Consider the following 23119-nt stretch of genomic DNA (forward strand, 5'->3'; position numbering starts at 1 on the left):
TCGGGTCTGTCATGCGGGCGATGCTATATCCAAGCGAATGCAACGGGGAACAAACGCGCAACAACCCGGTGGCGGCGACCACCGTCTGCCGCCCCGCGCCGGAACACGGGGCGACGGCGAAGGCTCTTAGAACTTGCCGTAATAGCCTTCCTTGAGGGCATCGAACAGGTTGGCGGCGGTGTGCATCTCGCCGTCGTACTCGATCTGCTCGTTGCCCTTGACCTCCACCACCTGGCCGTCTTCCAGCTCGAAGCGGTAGGTGGTGTTCTCCAGGTCCGTCTCCTTGACCAGCACGCCCTGGAAGGCGGCCGGGTTGAAGCGGAACGTGGTGCAGCCCTTCAGGCCCTGGGCGTGGGCGTAGCGGTAGATGTCCTTGAACTGCTCGTACGGGTAATCGGTCGGTACGTTGGCGGTCTTGGAGATCGAGCTGTCCACCCACTTCTGGGCGGCGGCCTGCACGTCCACGTGCTCCTTGGGCGAGATGTCGTCGGCGCTGATGAAGTACTCCGGCAGCTGCGCGGCGGCGTCATCGCTGAACGGCATGGCCTGCGGGTTGACCAGCGCGCGGTAGGCCAGCAACTCGAAGGAGAACACGTCCACCTTTTCCTTGGACTTCTTGCCTTCGCGGATCACGTTGCGGCTGTAGTGGTGCGCGAAGGAGGGCTCGATGCCGTTGGAGGCGTTGTTGGCCAGCGACAGGCTGATGGTGCCGGTCGGGGCGATGGAGCTGTGGTGGGTGAAGCGCGAACCCACCGTGGCCAGTTCCTCCACCAACGCCGGCGCCACCGTGGCCACGCGCTGCATGTAGCGGCTGTAGCGGGCGTGCAGCACCTTGCCGGCGATCTTCTGGCCGACCTTCCAGCCGTCCTTCTTCATTTCCGGGCGCTGGCGCAGCATCGCGGCGGTGACGTCGAACTGCTCGTCCATGATCGGGGCGGCGCCCTTCTCGCGGGCCAGCTCCAGGCCGGTTTCCCAGCCGGCCACGGCCATGTCGCGGGCGATGGCTTCGGTGAACTCGCACGATTCCGGCGAGCCGTACTTCATCCGCAGCATGGTCATGGTGCTGCCCAGGCCCAGGAAGCCCATGCCGTGGCGGCGCTTGCGCATGATCTCGTTGCGCTGCTGCTCCAGCGGCAGGCCGTTGACCTCGACCACGTTGTCCAGCATGCGGGTGAACACGCGCACCACTTCCTTGTACTCGTCCCAGTCGAAGGAGGCCTTGTCGGTGAACGGGTCACGCACGAACTTGGTCAGGTTGACCGAGCCCAGCAGGCAGGCGCCGTACGGCGGCAGCGGCTGCTCGCCGCACGGGTTGGTGGCGCGGATGTTCTCGCACCACCAGTTGTTGTTCATCTCGTTGACGCGGTCGATCAGGATGAAGCCCGGCTCGGCGTAGTCGTAGGTGGAGACCATGATCATGTCCCACAGGTGGCGGGCGCGGATGTGCCCGTACACCTTGCAGGCCACCAGGCCGTCGTCGCGCACGATGTAGTTCTCGTGGGTCGGCCACTCGCGCCAGACCACGTCGGCGGCGTTCTGGTCGACCTCGGCCTGTTCCTTGATGTTGATCGGGAACACCAGCGGCCAGTCGGCGTCGTTGTTGACCGCGTCCATGAAGCCGTCGGTGATCAGCAGCGACAGGTTGAACTGGCGCAGGCGGCCGTCCTCGCGCTTGGCGCGGATGAAGTCCTTCACGTCCGGGTGCGACACGTCGAAGGTGCCCATCTGCGCGCCGCGACGGCCACCGGCCGAGGACACGGTGAAGCACATCTTGTCGTAGATATCCATGAAGGACATCGGCCCGGAGGTGTAGGCGCCGGCGCCGGCGACGAACGCACCGCGCGGACGCAGGGTGCTGAACTCATAGCCGATGCCGCAGCCGGCCTTCAGGGTCAGGCCCGCTTCGTGGACCTTCTCCAGGATGCCGTCCATCGAGTCGGTGATGGTGCCCGAGACGGTGCAGTTGATGGTGCTGGTGGCCGGCTTGTGTTCCTGCGCACCGGCATTGGAGGTGATGCGGCCGGCCGGGATCGCGCCGCGGCGCAGCGCCCAGGCGAAGCGCTCATACCAGTAGGCGCGCTTCTCGTCGGTGGCTTCGGCGTCGGCCAGGGCACGGGCCACGCGCTTGTAGGTGCCATCGATGTCCGCATCCAGCGCTTCGCCTGCCTTGGTCGTGAGGCGGTACTTCTTCTCCCAGATGTCCTGCGAGGCAGGTTGCAGGGGAATCAGGTCCGACTTGGTTTGATTGCTGACCACTTCCAGACGCACCGTACTCATGATTGTGGAAACTCTCCTGGGGCACCTTGCGGTGCGTTTGTTCTTTACCCCGGCGGGCCGGGCTGCAACGACGACGACGCGCAGGCGCGTGCTTACGCGCCTGCTGGCGGGATGGGATCGAGCCGGGGACTGCCGGTGTTCTGCATCACTGTCGCGGTCATTGCACGCCTTCCGTTGGGGTGCTTGCACCCCGAGCACTAACCCTACTGCTTGGGGACGTTTTTCACACCAACCCAACATCTAGTGGCTGATGGCCCGACCAAGCTTACCCACCGCCGGGGTGTTGTCAAACGAAAAATATGCATCTGGACTATTGCAATCCGTGCAGCCCGCACCGGCCCTGCGATTGCGGCGATGCAGAAAATTTCATTGTTGATTTAGGCGCCTGCGGCCACACTCCTGTTCAGCAATCCGTCCCACCCCGGGCCGCCCTCCGGCGCCCCTGCATGGAACCCCCCGGCTTATGCGACCGATCCCGACCCTGCTGACCCTGGCCCTGGCCGCCGCCTTCGGCGGCTTCACCGCCACCGCCATCAACGCCCACCTGGACAACCGCGCCGACGCGGCCACCCCCGTCGCCAGCGTGGTGCCCGCCACCGCCGCCCTGCCGGCCTCGGTCGCCGGCCAGCCGGTGCCATCGCTGGCGCCCATGCTGGAACAGGCCATGCCGGCGGTGGTCAGCGTCAACACCAAGCAGGTGGTGCGGGTGCGCAACCCGTTCTTCGACGACCCGTTCTTCCGCCGCCTGTTCCCGCAGGTGCCGCAGGAGCGCATCAACGAGTCGCTGGGCTCGGGCGTGATCATCGACGCGGCCAAGGGCCTGGTACTGACCAACCACCACGTCATCGACAACGCCGACGACGTGCGCGTGACCCTGGCCGACGGCCGCACCGTGCAGGCCGAGTTCATCGGCTCGGACCCGGACACCGACATCGCGCTGATCCGCATCCCGGCCGAGAAGCTCACCGCGCTGCCGCTGGGCAACAGCGACCAGCTGCGCGTGGGTGACTTCGTGGTCGCCATCGGCAACCCGTTCGGCTTCAGCCAGACGGTCACCTCGGGCATCGTCTCGGCGGTGGGCCGCAGTGGCATCCGCGGGCTGGGCTACCAGAACTTCATCCAGACCGACGCCTCGATCAACCCGGGCAACTCCGGCGGCGCGCTGGTCAACCTGGCCGGCCAGCTGGTCGGCATCAACACCGCCAGCTTCAACCCGCAGGGCAGCATGGCCGGCAACATCGGCCTGGGCCTGGCCATTCCGTCCAACCTGGCGCGCGACGTGGTCGAGCAGCTGGTCACCAAGGGCGTGGTGGTGCGCGGCACGCTGGGCGTGGAAACCCAGAACCTGACCCCGCAGATCGCCCAGGGCCTGGGCCTGGCCGAAGCTCGCGGTGCGCTGGTCACGCGCGTGCTGGCCGGTTCCGGCGCGGCCGCGGCCGGGCTCAAGGCCGGTGACGTGGTGCTGTCGATCAACGGCCAGCGCGTGGACAACGCGCAGGCGCTGCACAACTTCGAAGGCCTCTCCACGGTCGGCCGCACCGTGGACCTGGACATCCGCCGCGACGGCAAGCCGCTGCAGCTCAAGGCCACGCTGAAGGAACAACCGCGCGCGCTCACCGGCGACATGCTCGACCCGCGCCTGTCCGGCGCCACCTTCGCCGACCTGCCCGAGTCGCTGCGCCAGTCCGGCCTCAACGGCGTGCTGGTCAGTGACGTGGCGCGCGGCAGCCGCGCGGCGCAGTCCGGGCTGGCCAGCGGCGATGTGATCGTGGCCGCCAGCAGCGGCGAATTCACCGACCTGGCCAGCTGGCGCGCCAGCTTCAGCCCGCGCCCGCAGCAGCTGGTGCTGAGCGTGCGCCGCGGCAACGGGGGCGGCCAATTGTTGATGCGATGATGCCGGCGTGAGGCCGGTTTGACCCGGCGTAACGTTCCTTACACCGCAGTACTGTTATTTGTTGCTATCTGCTGCAACCCGCGCGCCGCACGTCGGCGCACCCGCTGAAACCAGGAGATCACGATGAGCCCCACCAATACCGAGAACATGAAGGAACACCTGGGCGAGGCTGGCGCACACCTGAAGTCCGCCGCCGCTGCCGCCGGTTCGGCCGTCAAGGGCGCCACCGGTGCCGCCGCCGACGAACTGCGCCTTGGCAAGGCCAACATGAAGGCCGAGCTGTCCGACAGCGCGCTGTCCGGCCTGGCCGCCGCCGAACTGGGCGGTGCCGCCGCCAAGGAACAGGTCGATGCACTGATGGACAAGGGCAAGGACCTGATCGACAGCGCCGCCGACCTGATCCGCGAGCGTCCGCTGGCCTCCTTCGGCGTGGCCTTCGCCGCCGGCTGGATCATCGCCAAGCTCGCCCGCAGCAACGACTGACCGGCGTGAGCGAAACCGCAACACCGCCACCGGAAGAGCAGCCCACCCCGGATCCCAAGCCGGGGCTGGAAGAAAGCATCCGCCAGGTCGGCGCCGCCGGCCGGCAGACGCTGGATTCGGCATCGGACACGCTGCGCTCACTGCGACGGTTGGCCTCGGCCGACCTGGCATTGGCCCGCAGCGCGTTCGGCCGGGCGCTGGCCTGGAGCGGCGTGGCGATCGTCTTCGGCGCCTCGGCGTGGCTGCTGCTGGCGGCCACGCTGGTGGCCCTGCTGCAGTACCTGGGGCTGTCGCTGTTCGTCGCGCTGCTGATACCCACCCTGGCCAGCCTCCTCGTCACCGGCTACGCCATCTGGCGGGTGTCCTACTTCTTCCACCACACCGGCATGCACGCCACCCGCCGCCAGCTTTCGCGCATGGGCCTGTTCGACGAGCCCAGCGACGAGGATCCGGATGCCGACGTGAAGGTACCGGGGGAGAACACGCCATGAAGTTCGAAGCCCTGCAGCGTCGCGTGCGCCGCGCCGAAGCCGTGGTGCAGGTCCGCGGCGAGGAGACCACGCAGCGCTGGGATGCACTCAACCAGGCCTGGCGCAGCGCGTGGACGCCGGGCCGCATCGTCGTGGTCGGCCTGGCCGGCGGCTTCCTGGCCGGCAAGCTGGAACCCGGCGGTGCGTTCAGCGGTGCCCGCTGGCTGCAGATGATCGGCTCGGTCTCCGGGCTGGTCGCTTCGGCGCAGGCATCGGTGGCCTCGTTCGCCGCGGCGGCGGCAGGCATGGCCGCCGCGCAGGCGTCCGATGCCGCCGACGAGGCCGAGCAGGCCGCCGGCGAAACCGCCGGACCGGCGGGCGCCGAGCCGGCACCGGCCCGCCCGCGCAACGCGGCCCAACCCGGACCCGCCGAAGCCGCGACGGAACTGTCAGAATCCTGACCCGGGCCCGGCCTCACGCCGCGCCCTTCCGTCTGCCGGAGCGTCGCCTGCATGTCCGAGCCCCTGTCCGAGCCGTCACCGCAACCGGCGGCACCCGCGCCACTGCCGCCACGCCCGCGTGCCTCCACCGCCCTGGTGGTACTGGCCACGCTGGCCGTCGGCTACACGCTGTGGGCGGCGCAGACGGTGATCCTGCCGGTGCTGCTGGCCGCGTTCCTGGCGCTGGTCGGCAACCCCATCATCCGCCTGCTGCAGAAGCTGCGCCTGCCACGCTTCCTGGCCGCGCTGCTGGTGCTGCTGCTCGGCCTGGCCGGCAGCGTGGCGCTGGCGGTGCAGCTGGCCGGGCCGGCCACCGATTGGGTACAGCAGGCCCCGCAGCAGATGCGGCAGATCTCGCGCCAGGTACAGGCGCTGGTCAAGCCGGTGCAGCAGGCCAACCAGGCCGCCGAGAGCTTTGCCCGTGCCGCCGGCGGCGAAGGCAACCGCAAGGTGCAGGTGGTCCGCACCCAGCTCGATGACCCGTACAAGGCACTGGTGCGCACCCCCAAGCTGGCCGCCTCGGCGCTGGCGGTGGTGCTGCTGACGCTGTTCTTCATGATCTACGGGCAGAGCCTGCAGCGGCACGTGATCGACCTGCTGCCCAACCGCCAGCAGAAGCGCTTCACCGCCGACATCCTGCGGTCGATGGAGCGGGAGATCTCGCGCTACGTGCTGACCATCACCGTCATCAACATCGCCCTGGGGCTGGTGCTGTCCGGCGTGCTGATGCTGTTGGGCATCGGGCTGTCCGAGGCACTGCTGTGGGGCACGGTGGCGGCGCTGCTCAACTTCGCCCCCTACGTGGGCCCGCTGATCGGCATCGCGCTGATGCTGCTGGTGGGCTTCGTGATGTTCGACGACCCGCTCACCGCCTGCCTGCCGGCGCTGAGCTACCTGGCCCTGCACACGCTGGAGGGGCAGCTGGTCACGCCCATCGTGCTGGGCCGCAGCATGGCGATCTCGCCGTTGATGCTGATCCTGGCGCTGATGCTGTTCGGCTGGCTGTGGGGCATCGTCGGCCTGCTGCTGGCCGTGCCGCTGCTGGTCTGCGTGAAGCTGGTGCTCAGCCGCGTGGACGGCATGCAGGGCTGGGCCCGGCTGCTCGAATAGCCTGAAGCCGTGAGGGCCAGCGCGGCAGGCTTGCCGTAAAATGGCGCGGTGAACTTTCCTGTCCTAGCCATCACCCTCGACCTGGACGACACACTCTGGCCCTTCGCGCCCATCGGCGCGCGCATCGACCAGGTGCTGCACGACTGGATGCTCGAGCACAGCCCCGCCACCGCAGCGATGTATCCGGTGGCGGCCATGCGCGAACTGCGCGAGCGCTCGTTCCGCGACAACCCGCACCTGCACTACGACCTGAGCGCCCTGCGGCGGCTGACCCTGGCCGAAGCACTGGAGAACAGCGGTGCCAGCCCGGCGCTGCTGGAGCCGGCCTACGAGGCGTTCTACGCGGCGCGCAACCAGGTGACCTTCTACCCCGACGCGCTGGAGGCGCTGCGTCGCATCGCCGCGCGCGTGCCGGTGGCGGCGGTCAGCAACGGCAACGCCGACCTGCAGCGCATCGGCATCGGCGAGCTGTTCGCCTTCCAGCTGGGCTCGCGCGAGTTCGGCGCGGCCAAGCCGGACCCGGGCATCTTCCACGCGGCCTGCCAGAGGCTGGGCGTGGCGCATGCGCAGGTGCTGCACGTGGGCGACCACGCCGAGATGGACGTGGCCGGCGCGATGCGCGCCGGCCTGCGCGGCTGCTGGATCAACCGCGAAGCACACACATGGACCCATCAGGAACTGCAGCCGGACCTGCAGTTCGACACCCTGACCGGACTGGCCGACTGGCTGGATGCCAACGCATCCACGCCGCGCTGAGCCGACGACCGCCATCCGATACGAGACAGACATGACCCCGATCAACGGCTTCACTACCGACACCGCCAACGCCCTGCCGCTGTACGTGCTCGACCGCGACGGCTTCGCCGCATGGGCGGCCACCCAGCCGCCCGCCGTGCAGGCCTGGCTGGCCAGCCAGCAGTTCAACGCCGCGGCCAACAGCGTGGCCCTGCTGCCGGGCAGCAACGGCATCGCCGGCGCGGTGCTGGGCGTGGGTGACCGCGCCGATGCCTATGCCTACGCGCATGGCCCGTTCGCACTGCCGGCCGGCACCACCTGGCAGCTGGCCAATGAACTGGATGCGGCCAGCATCACCACCCTGCAGCTCGGCTGGGGCCTGGGCAGCTACCGCTTCGCACGCTACCGCAAGCCGGCGCGCGCGCCGGCACAGCTGGTCGCCAGCCCCGCGCAGGAAGTGCTGGACGTGGTCACCGCCTGCCTGCGCGTGCGCGACTGGGTCAACACGCCCACCGAGGACATGGGCCCGCAGCAGCTGGAAGACGCCGCGCGCGAACTGGCCGACGCCCACGGCGGCGCGCTGGAAGTGATCGCCGGCGACGAACTGCTGGAAATGAACTTCCCGACCATCCACGCCGTCGGCCGCGCCTCGCACCGGGCGCCGCGCCTGATCGTGCTGCGCTGGGGCAAGGACGATGCGCCGCACCTGGCGCTGGTCGGCAAGGGCGTGTGCTTCGACACCGGCGGGCTGGACCTGAAGCCGGCCGACGGCATGCGCAACATGAAGAAGGACATGGGCGGCGCCGCGCACGCACTGGCGCTGGCCGGGCTGGTGATGGCGCAGCAGCTGCCGGTGCGGCTGACGCTGGTGGTGCCGGCGGTGGAGAACGCGGTGGGCCCGGATGCCTTCCGTCCGGGCGAGGTGATCACCACGCGCAAGGGCATCACCGTGGAGATCGACAACACCGACGCCGAAGGCCGCCTGATCCTGTGCGACGCGCTGACCTACGCCAGCGAGCAGCAGCCGGAGGCGATCATCGATTTCGCCACGCTCACCGGTGCCGCCCGCATCGCGCTGGGCCCGGACCTGCCGGCGCTGTTCTCCAACAACGACACGCTGGCCAACCAGTGGCTGCAGGCCGGCGACGCCACCCGCGACCCGCTGTGGCGCATGCCGCTGTGGCGCCCATACCTGCGCTACCTCAACAGCGGCATCGCCGACCTGGCCAATTCCGGCTCGCGCATGGCCGGCTCGGTCACCGCCGCGTTGTACCTGGAGCGCTTCATCAACGACGGCCAGGTCTGGGCGCACCTGGACGTGTACGCCTGGAACGACGGCGAACGCCCGGGCCGTCCGGCCGGCGGCGAAGCCCTGGCCCTGCGTTCGGCCTGGGCGATGCTGAAGGCGCGCTACGCCTGAGCTGGAGCCGGGCATTCCCCGGCCTTCGGTTGAAGCCACGGATCCCCGCCTCGGCGGGGATTCGTCGTTCCGGCAAATGTTGGCGAAAAAGTGAATATTCGCCCGACGGATTTTCTGACAGCATCCCTGCGTCGCCCACCCACACGCATCGTGAAGGCAGGAACCCCGTCATGTCGCTTTTCGGCAATACCCGCGCCGCCCGTTCGCCGCTGCCATGGATCGCGCTGATCGCGTTGATCGTCGGCCTGCTGGCACTGGCCTTCGCCTGGCTGGCCGGCTGGATCGGCCGCGACCGCGCCACCGCCCAGGCCTTCACTGACAGCATCGAAGCCACCGGGCCGGCGCATCCGGGCTTCCGCCGTGCGCATGCCAAGGGCATGTGCGTGCAAGGCACCTTCCAGGGCACGCCGGAAGGCGCGGCACTGAGTTCGGCCCGCGTGTTCGCGCAACCGCAGGTGCCGGTGCTGGGCCGCCTGTCGATCGGCGGTGGTGACCCGCACGGCGCCGACGCCAACGCGCGCGTTCGCAGCATGGCGCTGCAGCTGATCAGCGATGACGGGCAGGAATGGCGCACGGCGATGAACAGCTTCCCGTTCTTCGCCGTGCCCACGCCCGAGGCCTTCCTCGAACAGACCCGTGCCGGCATCCCCGATCCGGCCACCGGCAAACCGGACCCAGCGAAGATGGCCGCGGTGCAGGCGAAGTACCCGTCGGCACGTGCGTTCGGGCAGTGGGCCAGGACCGCGCCGTGGTCCAACAGCTGGGCCAACACCGACTACAACGGGGTCAACAGCTTCCGCTTCATCGCCGCCGACGGCAGCGAGCACTTCGTGCGCTGGAGCATGCGCCCACAGGCACCGTTCGTGGAGATGACGCCGGAACAACGCGCGCAGGCCGGGCTGGATTACCTGGCCGACGAATTCCAGCAACGGCTGGCGCTGGGCCCGGTGCGCTGGGACATGTGGGTGACCCTGGCCGAGGCCGGCGACCCGGTCGATGATCCCTCGCAGGTGTGGCCCGGGCAGCGCCGCCAGGTCAAGGTCGGCACGCTCAGCCTGACCTCGATGCAGGCGCAGGCCGACGGCGCCTGCCGCGACCTCAACTACGACCCGTTGATCCTGCCGCGTGGCATCAAGGGTTCCGATGACCCGATCCTGGCCGCGCGCTCAGCGGTGTATTCGCAGTCATTCAACCGCCGCGAGCGCGAGATCGCCGGCGGCAAGGCAACCGACGCCACCGGCAAGGAAGGTGCACGATGAGCCGCGACGCAGGCCACTTCAACCTCACTGCCCGCGTTCTGCACTGGCTGATGGCGGCGATGATCCTGACCATGCTGTTCGTCGGCGTGAGCATGGTCGCCTCGCTGCACTGGCGCCCGGCGCTGATCGACCTGCACCGCCCGCTCGGCATCGCGATCCTGCTGCTGGCACTGGTGCGCCTGTACAACCGCCTGCGCCACCGGCCGCCGCCGCTGCCGGCTGACCTGCCGGCGTGGCAGGCGGCCGCCGCACATGCTTCGCATTGGCTGTTGTACGGGTTGATGCTGGCGATGCCGTTGATCGGCTGGTCGATGCTGTCGGCGGGCGGTTACCCGATCGTGATGTGGTCGGGCCTGAACCTGCCACCGATCGTCCCGCACGATCCGGCCCTGTACGCCGCGTTGCGCAACGCGCACAGCCTGCTGGCCTACGTGTTGTTCGCCACCGTACTCGGGCATCTGTCGGCGGCGCTGTTCCACCTGTGGGTGCGCCGCGACGGCGTGTTCCAGGCGATGGCGCGCGGCAAGCCGCATTGAATCTCGTAGGGGCGGCCTTGGTCGCGAAGCCAGTGTCGTCGGATGACGCAGGCATTCCCGGCTTCGCGGCCGAAGCCGCTCCTGCGGTTATAGCCAGCCTTTCTGGCGGGCCAGGCGATGGGCCTCGATGCGGTTGGCCACGCCCAGCTTGCCGATGCATTCGGACAGGTAGTTGCGCACGGTGCCGTGTGACAGGCCGAGCTGCTCGGCGATCTCGTTGGCCGAACGGCCTTCGCCGGCCAACCGCAGCACCTGGCGTTCGCGGTCATTGAGCGGGTCCGCCTCGGACCACGCTTCCATCGCCAGCTGCGGATCGATCGCGCGGCCACCGCGCTGCACCTGCCGCAAGGCCTCGGCCAGCTTTTCGGCCGGCGAATCCTTCAGCAGGTAGCCCTGCACCCCGGCATCCAGCGCGCGCCGCAGGAAACCACTGCGCGCGAAGGTGGTAACGATCACCACTTTCACCGGCAGCTGGTGGCGCTGCACGCGCTGGGCCAATTCCAGCCCGGTGAGGTTGGGCATCTCGATGTCGGTGACCAGCACGTCGGGCTTGAGCCGTTGCAGCTCGCGCCAGGCCACTTCGCCATCGGCGGCGGCACCGACCACTTCCAGGTCGGCTTCCAGGTTGAGCAGCGCGGACAACGCACCGCGCACCATCGCCTGGTCCTCGGCCAACAGGATGCGGATCATGCGCGCGCTCCATCGGGCAGGGGGTTGTCGTGCCGCATGGCAAGCGCCGCATGGTCGATGGAGGCCGTGGTCACGCCGTTGACGGGGATACGCACCTCCAGCCGCGTGCCGTGCGAGCGTGGCGAATCGATCGCCAGCGTGCCGCCCATGGCTTCCACCCGCTCGCGCATGCCGGCGAGCCCGTTGCCGTTGGCCGAGACGCCGCCGCGCCCGTCGTCCACCACTTCCAGCACCACCGCATTGCCTTCGCTGCGCACCGCGATCATGGCCTCGTTGGCCTGGGCATGGCGCGCGATGTTGGTGACCGCTTCGCGCAGGATCATCGCCAGCCCGGATTCGATCCATGCCGGCATCGCCGGCGGCGGGCTGTAACGCAGGTGTACCCGCGAGGATTCCAGCAGCAGGTGCGCCGATGCCAGCTCGGCGGCGAGGTCGGCGGCGCGGAAACCGGTCACCGCGCTGCGCACCTGCGCCAGCGCGTCGCGGGCGATCTGCTCGGCTTCGGCCAGCTCGATGCGCGAGCGCTCCGCATCACGGTCGAACAGCTTGCGCGACAGCTCCAGCTTCAGGGTGATCAGCGACAGGGTGTGCCCCAGCAGGTCGTGCAGGTCGCGGCCGATGCGCTCGCGTTCGGCGGTGGCCGCCAGGCGCCGTACTTCCTCGTGCGACAACCGCAGCGCCGCATCCTTCTCCTGGCCGGAACGCTCACCGCTGACGATCAGGCCGATGATGATCGACAACACCGGCACCCACGCGATCGCCTGCCACGGGTAGCCGATCCACGAGGTCTGCGCCACGAACACCGCGTTCAACGCCAGCAGCTCGACCAGGTAGCGCGTGGTGGAGATGCAGCGGTTGATGCGCAACCCCACGCAACCGAACACGAAGTAGCTGATGGCCGAGGGATACACGCCCAGCAGCGAGATCCCCAGCACCACCATGCCGATGGCGAAGATCGCCACGTGACGGCGCGAGGACAGCAGGGTCATCACGTACAGCAACACGAACACCGGGTAGGACGCCAACGTGATCCATACCCAGCGCCACGTGTAGCCGCCGGCGAACAACGGCGTGATGAACACCCACACCGTCCACAGCAGGTGGATCGCATCCAGCCATGGCCACCGGCCGATCTTGATGTTGTCGGCCACCACCGAATCCGGTGCCGGTCTGAGCCAGGCGGGCAGGGTGCGGGACATCAGCGGGTGACTCCGGTTGCAGTGCGGCCCATGATGCCATCAGCCATAACGGCGCAGGCGCCAGGCGGCCAGGGTGGCCACCACCACGGTGAACAGGCCCAGCCACGCCGCATGCGGCCATGCGCTGCCCGTATCGAAGCCGATGGCCGACTGGGCCAGCATGTTCAGGTGGTGGCTGGGCCAGACCGGGGCGATGCTGCGCAGGACCGGCGGCAGCATCGACAACGGGAACCACAGCCCCGACAGCAACGCCATCGGCAGGTACAGCAGGTTGACCAGCGCCGGTGCGGCATCCCCTTTCACCCACGTGCCCATCAGCAGGCCCAGCGCGCAGAACGGCAACGCGCCGAGCACGCAGCTCAGCGTCAGGCGCAGCATCTGCACCGGCGCCAGTGACACGCCGGCGACCAGCACCGCCAGCATCTGCAGCAGCACCACGATCGCCAGCGCCATCAGCATGGCCATGGCCATCTTGCCGAGCAGATACGCCGCCGGCGGCATCGGCAGCGCACGCTTGAGCGTGAGCAGCCCATTGCCGCGCTCCAGCGCCAGCGACACCCCGAAGCCGAACAGCCCCGGCGCCATCACCCCGAAGGTGGCATAGGTGCCGAGCAGGAAGCGCGGCCCATCGGCACCCTGGCCCAGGCCCAGCACCACGGCGAACATCAGGTAGAAGGTGGCCGGGAACAGCATCGTCGGCAGCACGAAGCCGGGGCTGCGCAGGTAGCGCAGGCATTCGGCCCGTGCCTCCTGCAGGTAGGCGCCGAGCACGCGGCGGCCGGACATGCGGGCGCCGGCCAGGAACGCGGAGGAAGTGGTGTTCATCAGGCGGCCTGCGGTTGGGGATCGGTGAGATCGCGGAAGGCTTCTTCCAGGCCGGCCGGCTTGACCTCCAGCGCGGACAGGTCCGGGTCGGCGGCCAGCAGCCGTCGCACCACCGCCTCCACCTGGTCGCAGGCCAGGTGCAGGCGCTCCCCGTCACGCTGCGCCTGGCGCACGCCCGGCCAGCGACCGACCTGGGCGACGTCCAGCCGTGACTGGCACCGCACCGCGCGGACCAGTACGCGGGCGCGCAGCGCATCCACGCTGCCATCGCTGACCACCCGGCCGCGCAGCATCACGCAGATGCGGTCGGCCAGCCGCTCGGCCTCTTCCAGGTAGTGCGTGGTGAGCACCACGGCGGTGCCCTCGCCCACCAGCGTGCGCACCGTGTCCCACAGCTGCTGGCGCGCCGGCACGTCCAGGCCGACGGTGGGTTCGTCCAGGAACAGCAGGCGCGGCCGGCCACAGATGGCCAACGCGAACTGCACCCGCCGTTGCTGGCCGCCGGAGAGCTTGCCGTAAGGACGGCGCAACAGGTCTCCGATGCCGGCCAACGCGGCACTGTCGGCCAGTGGCCGCGGTGCCGGGTAGTAGCTGGCTGACAGCCGCAGCAGTTCCTGCACGGTGAGCGTTTCCGGCAGCGCCGCGTCCTGCAGCATCACGCCGATGCGGCGACGTGCCGACAGCTGCTGCGGGTGCTCCCCGAACAGGGTGACCTGGCCGGCATCGGCCCGCAGCAGGCCCAGCAACAGGCCGATGGTGGTGGTCTTGCCGGCGCCATTGGGCCCGAGCAGGGCCAGCACCTGCCCGGCATGCAGGTCCAGGTCCACGCCCTCCAACGCCGCCAACGTGCCGTAGCGCTTGTACACGCCACGCAGGCTGGCCAGTACCTCGTTGCCCTGCGTCATCGCGATCCGCTCCTGGTGGGAATGGCGCCACGTTAGGCGCGGCATCGGCCTGGCAGCAGTCACGCCGGTCAGGCAAAGCGGGTGACACCCGTCACCTGCGCGGCCCCCGGCGCCTGTCTAGAATCGGCCACATGCCACGACGCACCGGTCGTGGTGGTTTGGGGTACCTTCGGTCACATTTCCCGCCACGCGCCGTCCTTTCCTACATGAATGCCTCCGCTGAACTGCTGAAAGAACTCCGCATCGACCGCTCGGCCGCCCCGCCGCCGCGCGGCCCTTCCCCGTCCCGCCGCTGGCTGTGGGTAGTGATCGGGCTGGTCCTGGTGCTGCTGGCGGCACTGGCCGTGGGCATGCTCGCCCGCGGCAAACCGGCCGCGACGGTGGAGACCGCGCCGGTGGTGGCGATGAGCCAGGGCGGCGGCAGCAATGCCGTGCTGGATGCCAGCGGCTACGTCGTGGCCCGGCGCATGGCCACCGTCTCGGCCAAGATCACCGGCAAGGTGCGCGAGGTGATGATCGAGGAAGGCATGCGGGTGGAGGAAGGCCAGGTGATGGCCACCCTGGACCCGATCGACGCCAACGCCCAGCGCAGCCTCAACGCCGCGCAGCTGGACGCGGCGCGCAGCCAGATCGGCGGCCTGCAGGCGCAGCTGCGCCAGGCCGATGCCGAGGCCACGCGCCTGCAGGCACTGGTCGGCCAACAGCTGGTGTCGCGCTCGCAGTATGACCAGGCCGTCGCCGCCCGCGACAGCCTGCGCGCGCAGCTGCTGACCGCCCAGCACAACGCCAAGGTGGCGGTGGATGCATTGGCCATCGCCGACCTGGGCGTGGACAACAACATCGTGCGTGCGCCATTCACCGGCGTGGTCACCGCCAAGGCCGCGCAGCCGGGCGAGATCGTCTCGCCGCTGTCGGCCGGTGGCGGCTTCACCCGCACCGGCATCGGCACCATCGTCGACATGGATTCGCTGGAGGTGGAAGTCGAGGTGGGCGAGGCCTTCATCGGCCGCGTGCAGCCGAAGATGCCGGTGGAGACGGTGCTCAACGCCTACCAGGACTGGAAGATCCCCGGCGAGGTGATCGCCATCATCCCGACCGCCGACCGTGGCAAGGCAACGGTGAAGGTGCGCGTGGCGCTGGGCGTGAAGGACCCCCGCATCGTGCCGGAGATGGGCGTGCGGGTGAGTTTCCTGGAGAAGGCGGCACCGGTCGATGCGCAGGCCCCGAAGGGCGTCCGCGTGCCGGCCACGGCCATCACGCAGCGCGACGGCAAGCCGGTGGCATTCGTGTTGCAGGCCGACGACAAGGTGCAGCAGCAGGTGCTGCAGGTCGGTGAAGCCCTGAACAAGGACAAGCAGGTGTTGGCCGGCCTGAGTGCCGGCCAGACGGTGGTGGTCAACCCGCCGGACACCCTGAAGGATGGCGACAAGGTGGCATTGGACGGCGCGCAGAAGTAAGCAGGCGACGCAACGCTGATGTCATGTAGCACATGGCAGTAACCAAGCGCGGTAAAGCCAGCTGCTGTTGATCGCGTAGTTGCTTCGGTTGTTGCCGTTGTTGTTGCAGTTGCTTCTTCCCCTCCCCACCCCTGCGCGAAGCGTAGAGGTGGGCCAGGGAGGGGTGCCTTTGCTTTGGCCTTTGCTTTGGCCTTTGCTTTGGCCTTTGCTTTGGCTTTGGCTTTGGCTTCGGCTTCGGCTTCGGCTTTGGCTTTGGCTGTTGCTGTTGCTGTTGCCCTACCCGGGCCCCTTCCGCAGCGACGGAGCTGACGGAGAGGACCCCGCAGGGGCGGCGTGCATGGATGCACGTCGTTTTTCGACGGGACAGGGATGTCCCGTCGAAAAATCCCGGCAGCGCAGTGGACCTGTAGCGCGCAGCGCGGAAGGCGCGTAGGCAGGGTGTGCTTTCTTTGCGCCAGGTTTCTTTGCACAAGCAAAGAAAGGTGGCTCGCGCCCCTTTAGGGGCACGAAAGCTGTTGCTGTTGCTTGTGCTCCTAGAGCAACAGCAAGGTCAAGAGCTTTCACTCCCCTTCGGGGAGCGAGTTACTTTTCTTTGCTTGTGCAAAGAAAAGCTAACCAAAAGAAAGCACACCCTGCCTCCGCGCCCACGCCGCTACGCGACGCGGGTCCACTCCGCCGGCAGGATTTTTCGACGGGACATCCCTGTCCCGTCGAAAAACGACGCACATCCTTGTGCGTCGCCCCTCTCGGGGTCTTGTCTGCCAGCTCCGTCGCTGCGGAAGGGAACCCGGCACGGCAACAGCAACAGCAACAACCAAAGCCAAAGCAACGGCACCCCTCCCTGGCCCTCCCCTTGCCTTTGGCAAAGGGAGGGGAAGAAGCAACGGCAACTGCAACAGCTGCCCTCACCCCTGCCCCTCTCCCGCAGGACGGGAGAGGGGACGCCAATCACCATCGCTGACCCAACCCGCTCCACTGCTGCCTACATCCGCTCCGCTGCTGCCCATATCCACTTCACTGCTGCCGACGCCCACTCCATCGCTGAGGACCACCCATGAGCACCCTCGTCTCCCTGCGCAACATCACCAAGACCTACCAGCGTGGACCGGAAAAGGTACAGGTCCTGCACGGCATCGACCTGGACATCGAACGCGGGGACTTCGTTGCCCTGATGGGACCGTCCGGCTCCGGCAAGACCACCCTGCTCAACCTCATCGGCGGCCTGGATACCCCCAGCGGCGGCGAGATCAACATCGAAGACCAGCGCATCGACCGGCTCAGCGCCGGACAACTGTCCACCTGGCGCAGCCACCACGTCGGCTTCGTGTTCCAGTTCTACAACCTCATGCCCATGCTCACCGCGCAGAAGAACGTGGAACTGCCGCTGCTGTTGACCAACCTCAGCGCTGCCGACCGCAAGCGTCGCGCGCAGATCGCGCTCACCCTGGTCGGCCTGGCCGAACGCCGTGACCACCGCCCCAACGAACTGTCCGGCGGCCAGCAGCAGCGCGTGGCCATCGCCCGCGCCATCGTCTCCGACCCCACCTTCCTGATCTGCGACGAGCCCACCGGTGACCTCGACCGCCAGAGCGCGGAAGAAGTGCTGGGCCTGCTGCAGCTGCTCAACCGCGAACACGGCAAGACCATCATCATGGTCACCCACGACCCCAAGGCCGCCGAGTACGCCACCCACACCGTGCATCTGGACAAGGGCGAGCTGGTCGACGCCCCCGTGCACTGAGGAGCGCGACCATGAAGTACTTTTCACTGGTATGGGCGCAGCTGTTCCGCAGCCGCACACGCACGTTGTTCACGCTGCTCTCCATCGTTACGGCCTTTCTGCTGTTCGGCATGCTGGATTCGGTGCGCGTGGCCTTCAACAGCGGCGGCAGCAGCGTAGCCGGCGCCAATCGCCTGATCGTCTCCTCGCGCTTGTCGATCACCCAGTCCCTTCCCATCCGCCTGGAATCACAGATCCGTCAGGTGGAAGGCGTGCGCGACATCACCTACGGCATGTGGTTCGGCGGCATCTATCAGGATCCGAAGAACTTCTTCGCCAACTTCTCGGTGGCACCTAACTACTTCGACGTCTATAGCGAATTCGAGATCCCCAAGGCACAGCTGGAAGCCTTCCGCACTACCCGCACCGGCGCCATCGTCGGTGAAACGCTGGCCAAGGAGTTCGGCTGGAAGATCGGCGACACGATCCCGTTGCAGGCCACCATCTTCCCGCGTGGCGGCAGCAATGACTGGCCGCTGCAGATGGTGGGGACGTTCCGCTCCAAGGACCGTGCCGTCGCCAACAACGAGGAACGCCAGTTGATGATGAACTGGAAGTACTTCGACGAATCCAACGACTACATCAAAAACCAGGTCAGCTGGTACACGGTGACGCTGGACAACCCGGATCATGCTTCACGGGTCGCGCAGGCCATTGATGCGATCTCGGCCAACTCCGACCACGAAACCAAGAGCCAGTCCGAATCGGCGTTCCAGCAGGCTTTCGTCAAGCAGTTCGCCGACATCGGCATGATCGTCACCTCGATCATGGGCGCGGTGTTCTTCACCCTGCTGCTGCTCACCGGCAACACGATGGCGCAGGCGGTGCGCGAGCGCATCCCGGAACTGGCGGTGCTGAAGACGCTGGGCTTCAAGGACGGCACGGTGCTGATGCTGGTCATGGTGGAAGCGGTGCTGCTGGTCGGTCTTGGTGGCGTCATCGGGCTGGGGCTGGCCGCGCTGGTATTGCCAGGCATGGCCACACAGGCACGCGGAATGCTGCCGCCGCAGGTTCCACTGCAGACCTGGGCGATGGGGGCGGTCCTGATCGTGGTGATCGGGCTGGTGGTGGGCGTGTTGCCGGCACTGCGTGCCAAGCGCCTGAAGATCGTCGACGCATTGGCCGGGCGCTGAGGAGAACGACATGAAGAACTTTCTTTCCAATGCGCTGGTGATCGTGCTGCTGGCCGCCGGCCTGGGCATCTGGATCGCCCTGCCTTGGGTGGGCGTGGCGGTGCTGGTGGTGGTCATCGCCCTGTGGCTGGTGCTGACCCGCAGCGGCCGCCTGGCGCTGGCGGCGACCCGGATCGGGTTGGCCAGCCTGCCGCAGCGCTGGGGGGCCTCGTCGGTGATCGTGATCGGCATCGCCGGCGTGGTCGGCGTGCTGGTGGCGATGCTCGCCATGGGCCAGGGCTTCCAGGCAACGCTGGAGAGCACGGGCGATGACAGCACCGCCATCGTGCTGCGCGGAGGCTCGCAGGCCGAGACCAACTCGGTCATCACCCGCGAGCAGGTGCCGCTGCTGGAAACCCTGCCCGGCGTGGCGCGCGGTGACAACGGCCGTCCGCTGGTGTCGCCGGAGCTTTCACAGGTGGTCAACCTGACCTCGCGCAGCGACGGCACCGACGTCAACGCGCAGTTCCGTGGCGTCGGCGAGCAGGCCTGGGCGGTGCACGACAAGGTGCACATCGTCGAGGGCCGTGCGTTCGGCACCGGCCTGCGCGAGATCGTCGCCGGCCGCGGGGCGCAGAAGCAGTTCCAGGGACTGGAGGTGGGCAAGACGCTCACGCTCGGCAACCAGGCATGGACGGTGGTGGGCATCTTCGAATCCGGCGACTCGCACGAGTCCGAGTTGTGGACCGATGCGCAGACGCTGGCCAGTACCTACGACCGCAGTGCGTGGCAGTCGATCAGCATACGGACCGACGGCAAGCAGGGCTTCGAGGCGTTCAAGGCCGCGGTGGCCGCAGACCCGCGGCTGAAACTGGATGTGGAAACCACCGCCGAGTACTACCGCAAGCAGGGCGGCGGCCTGAACAAGCTGCTCAAGGTGCTGGGCACGGTGATCGGCGCGATCATGGCGGTGGGCGCGGTGTTTGGCGCGCTCAACACCATGTACGCGGCGGTGGCCACGCGCGCACGGGAGATCGCCACGCTGCGTGCGATCGGTTTCCGCGGCGTGCCGGTGGTGACCGCGGTGATGCTGGAAACCATGCTGCTGGCCCTGCTCGGCGGCCTGCTCGGCGGGGTGATCGCCTGGCTGGCCTTCAACAACTTCACTGTGTCCACGCTGGGCAGCAACTTCAGCCAGGTGGTGTTCCAGTTCAAGGTCTCCCCGCCACTGTTGTGGAGCGGCCTGAAGTGGGCGCTGGGCATTGGCCTGGTGGGTGGCCTGTTCCCGGCGCTGCGTGCGGCGCGCCTGCCGATCACCACTGCGCTGCGCGAGACCTGAGCCGCGCCGGCACGACAACCCGTCTGCCCGATGAACGCCCCCTGCCGCCACGGCAGGTGGGCATGGCGGAAACCCGCCCTTCACGCATCCATCCATTTGGTTCATCATGCGCGCCCGCCGGGTACCCGGCGGGCAGCGTAGCTGTGATGGCGGATGCTGCGTCCCTCCCCCAACGGTGATGCATCTGTCACAGCGCCCAGCCGGGCGCTTTTTTCGTAGTAGGTATAAAGGAAAACCGAAAGAGATGTCTTTGAAGTCGAACCCGCTGCGCACCGCGATCGCCCTGGCGATCGCCGGCAGCTGCACCGCTCCTGCATTCGCGCAGGATGCCAACCAGTCCACCACCACGCTGGACCGCATCGAGATCACCGGTTCGCGCATCCGCCAGGCGAACGTGGAGACGGCCCAGCCGGTCATCGCGCTGACCCGCGCGGAAATCGAGAAGAAGGGCTACGTCAACGTCGCCGACATCCTGCAGGACGTCACCGCCGCCGGCGCACCGTCGCTGAGCCGTGCCTCTGCGCTGTCCTCCGGACGCGACTACGGCGGCATGTTCGTCAGCCTGCGCAACCTTGGTCCGGAGCGCACCCTGGTGCTGATCGACGGCCGCCGCATGGGCGTGAGCGCCGGCGGTTACTCCGACGTCGGCTCGATCCCCTCGGCCATCGTCGAGCGCATTGAAGTGCTGACCGACGGCGCCTCGGCGCTGTACGGCTCCGATGCCATCGCCGGCGTGATCAACGTCATCACCCGCAAGAACTTCGACGGCGGAAACGCCAGCGCCTACGTCGGCCAGTACGGCGAAGGCGATGGCCAGAAGCGCTCCTACAGCGCCAACTTCGGAAAGACCTTCGAGCGCGGCTGGTTCAGCGTCGGCGCCGAGAAGTCCAAGGAAGACCCGGTGCTGGGCGGCGCGCGCGCGTTCACCGCCTACCCGAACGGCCCCTACCACCCCGGTGATGGCCTGAACGGCACCACCGCATGGGGCTCGGTGACGGTAGGCAAGGATGTCCTGAGTGTCGGCCCCGGCGGTGATCCGTCCAAGGTGGAGAATTTCAAGCCGCGTGACCCGGCCACCTATGCCAACACCAAGACCAACATGACCCTGCTCTCCTCGCTGGAGCGCAAGTCCGCCTTCGCCAACGCCGGCTTCCAGATCACCGACGACCTGCGCGTGGTCGCCGACGTGCTGTACAGCGAGCGTGAATCGATCAAGCAGTTGGCCGGCTACCCGTACTCGGTGTCGGCCGCGCAGGCCGCCAATGGCTCGCGCGCCGCGCTTTCGGCCGATAGTGCGTTCAACCACTGGGGCAAGGACGTGCTGTTCTCGCACCGCACCGAGGAGTTCCCGCGCGCGACCAACAACAGCCTGACCACCAAGCGCGCCAGCCTGGGCCTGGAAGGCAGCTTCGAGACCGGTTCGCATCTCTGGGACTGGAACGTCAGCTACATGTACAACCGCAATGAGGGCGAGCGTCGCACCCTGCAGAGCATGTACCAGCCGAACGTGAACCTGGCCGTCGGCCCGTCCTTCATCGACGGCAACGGCGTGGCCCGCTGCGGCAGCGTGGGCAACGTGATCGAAGGCTGCGTGCCGTGGAATCCGCTGGCGCCGATGGGCAGCGACAGCCCCGGCTCGCTCAGCGGCGACCCCGCCGTGCGTGACTACCTGTTCAAGAGCTTCGTCGACGATATCCGCAGCACCACCAAGGTGGTCAGCGCCAACATCTCCGGTTCGCTGTTCACCCTGCCGGCCGGCGACATCATGGCCGCGATGGGCGTGGAGCACCGCACCGAGGAAGCCAGCTACACGCCGGACCTGATGGTGCAGAAGGGCGAGATCGCCGGTACCAGTGGCCTGCCCACGCGCGGTGACTACAAGCTGGACGAGGTCTACCTGGAGCTGCAGGTGCCGCTGCTGGCCGACCTGCCGATGGTGCGCGAGCTGTCGCTGGACCTGGCGGGCCGCTACTCGGACTACGACAACTTCGGCGGCACCACCAACGGCAAGTTCGGCCTGAAGTGGAAGCCGGTCGACACGTTGCTGGTCCGCGCCACCTACGGCACCGGTTTCCGTGCACCGACCGTGGATGACCTGTACGGCGGCACCGTCACCACCCGCGACCGCATCACCGATCCGTGTGACCGCTCCTTCGGCGCCGCCGCACGCAACAGTGAAGTGGCCGCACGCTGCACCGCCGCCGGGATGGGTGCCGACTTCCGCCAGAAGACCGGCGACGGCGAACTGGCCACCACCTCCGGCGTGCAGGCGGTGACCGACTTCACCTCCGGCTCCAATGCGGCACTGAAGCCGGAAACCGCCAAGACCTGGACCGTCGGCCTGGTGTACAGCCCGGACTTCGTCACCGGCCTGGACCTGAGCCTGGATTGGTGGAAGATCCGCATCGACAACGTCATCGTCGGCGAGTCGGCCACGGACATCCTCAACCAGTGCTACGTGCAGGGCATCGCCTCGGCCTGCGACCGCTTCACCCGCTACACCTCCGGCACCAACAAGGGCCAGGTCAGCGGCATGAACCGTTCGTTGAACAACGCCGGTTACCAGGAAACGGCCGGCTATGACCTGGGTGTCCGCTACCGCCTGCCGGAAATGGCGTTCGGCCAGCTGTCGCTGCGCTGGAACACCACCTACGTGGACTACCTCTCGCGCAAGAGCGACAACGTGGACACCACCCCGGTGGAACAGTTCACCGGCTGGGAAGGCAACTTCCGGGTGCGCTCCAACCTGACCCTGGACTGGCAGAACGGCAACTTCGGCGCGAGCTGGACCACCCGTTACACCTCCAGCATGAAGGAGAAGTGCTCCTACGACCTGGAAGGCGGCCCGGAGTGCAACCTGCCGGACTTCCAGTCGCCGTACACGGACATGCAGCCGAGCCGCAAGCTGGGCTCCAACACCTTCCATGACCTGCAGGTGCGCTATGCCCTGCCGTGGGACGGCACCGTGTCGCTGGGCGTCAACAACGTGTTCAAGCACGAGGGCCCGATCATGTACAGCCAGCCGAACAGCAGCTTCACCTACTACGGTGGCTTCGACATCGGTCGTTTCATGTACATGAAGTACCAGCAGCGCTTCTGATCCAGCAAGGCTGATCCAACGCCCCTCT

General features: G+C 67.9%; 19 protein-coding genes. 14 read left to right on the forward strand and 5 right to left on the reverse strand.

What is annotated here, in order from left to right:
* Positions 1-126: 126 nt before the first annotated feature.
* Complete coding sequence (locus ACIPR8_RS08735; protein ID WP_132863184.1) at positions 127-2277, reverse strand: adenosylcobalamin-dependent ribonucleoside-diphosphate reductase; 2151 nt, start codon at positions 2275-2277, stop codon at positions 127-129.
* A 463-nt stretch (positions 2278-2740) separates the two neighbouring features.
* On the opposite strand from ACIPR8_RS08735, the gene ACIPR8_RS08740 reads away from it, so the two are divergent.
* From ACIPR8_RS08740 to ACIPR8_RS08780, 9 genes are all read left to right on the forward strand, one after another.
* The gene (locus ACIPR8_RS08740; protein ID WP_132863183.1) at positions 2741-4171 is read left to right on the forward strand and encodes a Do family serine endopeptidase; all 1431 of its coding nucleotides are present in this window, start codon (positions 2741-2743) and stop codon (positions 4169-4171) included.
* Between the two features lie 123 nt (positions 4172-4294).
* Positions 4295-4654: a hypothetical protein gene (locus tag ACIPR8_RS08745; protein ID WP_132863182.1), complete on the forward strand. Its 360-nt coding sequence runs from the start codon at positions 4295-4297 to the stop codon at positions 4652-4654.
* A gap of 5 nt (positions 4655-4659) precedes the next feature.
* Positions 4660-5145 carry a phage holin family protein gene (locus tag ACIPR8_RS08750; RefSeq protein ID WP_446540768.1) on the forward strand — a complete coding sequence of 162 codons (486 nt, stop codon included), beginning with the start codon at positions 4660-4662 and terminating at the stop codon, positions 5143-5145.
* The gene (locus ACIPR8_RS08755) at positions 5142-5585 is read left to right on the forward strand and encodes a protein sip-5 (RefSeq protein ID WP_446540769.1); all 444 of its coding nucleotides are present in this window, start codon (positions 5142-5144) and stop codon (positions 5583-5585) included. The genes ACIPR8_RS08750 and ACIPR8_RS08755 overlap by 4 nt, the downstream gene beginning before the upstream one ends.
* 51 nt (positions 5586-5636) lie before the next feature.
* Positions 5637-6734, forward strand: a complete 1098-nt coding sequence (locus ACIPR8_RS08760; RefSeq protein WP_132863179.1) for an AI-2E family transporter — start codon at positions 5637-5639, stop codon at positions 6732-6734.
* Between the two features lie 48 nt (positions 6735-6782).
* Positions 6783-7490 carry an HAD family hydrolase gene (locus ACIPR8_RS08765; protein ID WP_446540770.1) on the forward strand — a complete coding sequence of 236 codons (708 nt, stop codon included), beginning with the start codon at positions 6783-6785 and terminating at the stop codon, positions 7488-7490.
* 31 nt (positions 7491-7521) lie between these two features.
* A complete protein-coding gene (locus tag ACIPR8_RS08770) occupies positions 7522-8889 on the forward strand; it encodes a leucyl aminopeptidase family protein (RefSeq protein WP_192286904.1) in 1368 nt (455 codons plus the stop codon).
* A 170-nt stretch (positions 8890-9059) separates the two neighbouring features.
* Entirely contained in the window at positions 9060-10148 is a 1089-nt protein-coding gene (locus ACIPR8_RS08775; RefSeq protein WP_446540771.1) for a catalase family peroxidase, read from the forward strand.
* Complete coding sequence (locus ACIPR8_RS08780) at positions 10145-10684, forward strand: cytochrome b (protein ID WP_446540772.1); 540 nt, start codon at positions 10145-10147, stop codon at positions 10682-10684. The genes ACIPR8_RS08775 and ACIPR8_RS08780 overlap by 4 nt, the downstream gene beginning before the upstream one ends.
* Before the next feature lie 87 nt (positions 10685-10771).
* On the opposite strand, the gene ACIPR8_RS08785 is transcribed toward ACIPR8_RS08780, so the two are convergent.
* From ACIPR8_RS08785 to ACIPR8_RS08800, 4 genes are read right to left on the reverse strand one after another with little or no spacing between them, the layout of a single operon-like run.
* Complete coding sequence (locus ACIPR8_RS08785) at positions 10772-11374, reverse strand: response regulator (protein ID WP_446540773.1); 603 nt, start codon at positions 11372-11374, stop codon at positions 10772-10774.
* On the reverse strand, positions 11371-12573 hold the full coding sequence (locus ACIPR8_RS08790; RefSeq protein WP_446540774.1) for a sensor histidine kinase: 1203 nt from the start codon (positions 12571-12573) through the stop codon (positions 11371-11373). The genes ACIPR8_RS08785 and ACIPR8_RS08790 overlap by 4 nt, the downstream gene beginning before the upstream one ends.
* A gap of 39 nt (positions 12574-12612) precedes the next feature.
* A complete protein-coding gene (locus ACIPR8_RS08795) occupies positions 12613-13398 on the reverse strand; it encodes an ABC transporter permease (RefSeq protein ID WP_446540775.1) in 786 nt (261 codons plus the stop codon).
* On the reverse strand, positions 13398-14303 hold the full coding sequence (locus ACIPR8_RS08800; RefSeq protein WP_446540776.1) for an ABC transporter ATP-binding protein: 906 nt from the start codon (positions 14301-14303) through the stop codon (positions 13398-13400). The genes ACIPR8_RS08795 and ACIPR8_RS08800 overlap by 1 nt, the downstream gene beginning before the upstream one ends.
* Positions 14304-14509: 206 nt before the next feature.
* Here ACIPR8_RS08800 and ACIPR8_RS08805 point away from each other — a divergent pair, with 206 nt between their 5' ends.
* The 5 genes from ACIPR8_RS08805 to ACIPR8_RS08825 all read left to right on the forward strand — a co-directional run bounded on the left by ACIPR8_RS08805 (position 14510) and on the right by ACIPR8_RS08825 (position 23091).
* A complete protein-coding gene (locus ACIPR8_RS08805) occupies positions 14510-15760 on the forward strand; it encodes an efflux RND transporter periplasmic adaptor subunit (protein ID WP_446540777.1) in 1251 nt (416 codons plus the stop codon).
* 1054 nt (positions 15761-16814) lie between these two features.
* Positions 16815-17501 (forward strand): ABC transporter ATP-binding protein, encoded by a 687-nt coding sequence (locus ACIPR8_RS08810; protein WP_313253132.1) that lies wholly within the window; start codon positions 16815-16817, stop codon positions 17499-17501.
* Positions 17502-17512: 11 nt separating this feature from the next.
* A complete protein-coding gene (locus ACIPR8_RS08815) occupies positions 17513-18673 on the forward strand; it encodes an ABC transporter permease (protein ID WP_446540778.1) in 1161 nt (386 codons plus the stop codon).
* A gap of 10 nt (positions 18674-18683) precedes the next feature.
* On the forward strand, positions 18684-19991 hold the full coding sequence (locus ACIPR8_RS08820) for an ABC transporter permease (protein WP_192286912.1): 1308 nt from the start codon (positions 18684-18686) through the stop codon (positions 19989-19991).
* A gap of 244 nt (positions 19992-20235) precedes the next feature.
* Positions 20236-23091 (forward strand): TonB-dependent receptor, encoded by a 2856-nt coding sequence (locus ACIPR8_RS08825; RefSeq protein WP_446540779.1) that lies wholly within the window; start codon positions 20236-20238, stop codon positions 23089-23091.
* The last annotated feature ends 28 nt before the right edge of the window (positions 23092-23119 follow it).

This window comes from Stenotrophomonas sp. LARHCG68 (genome assembly GCF_052871705.1).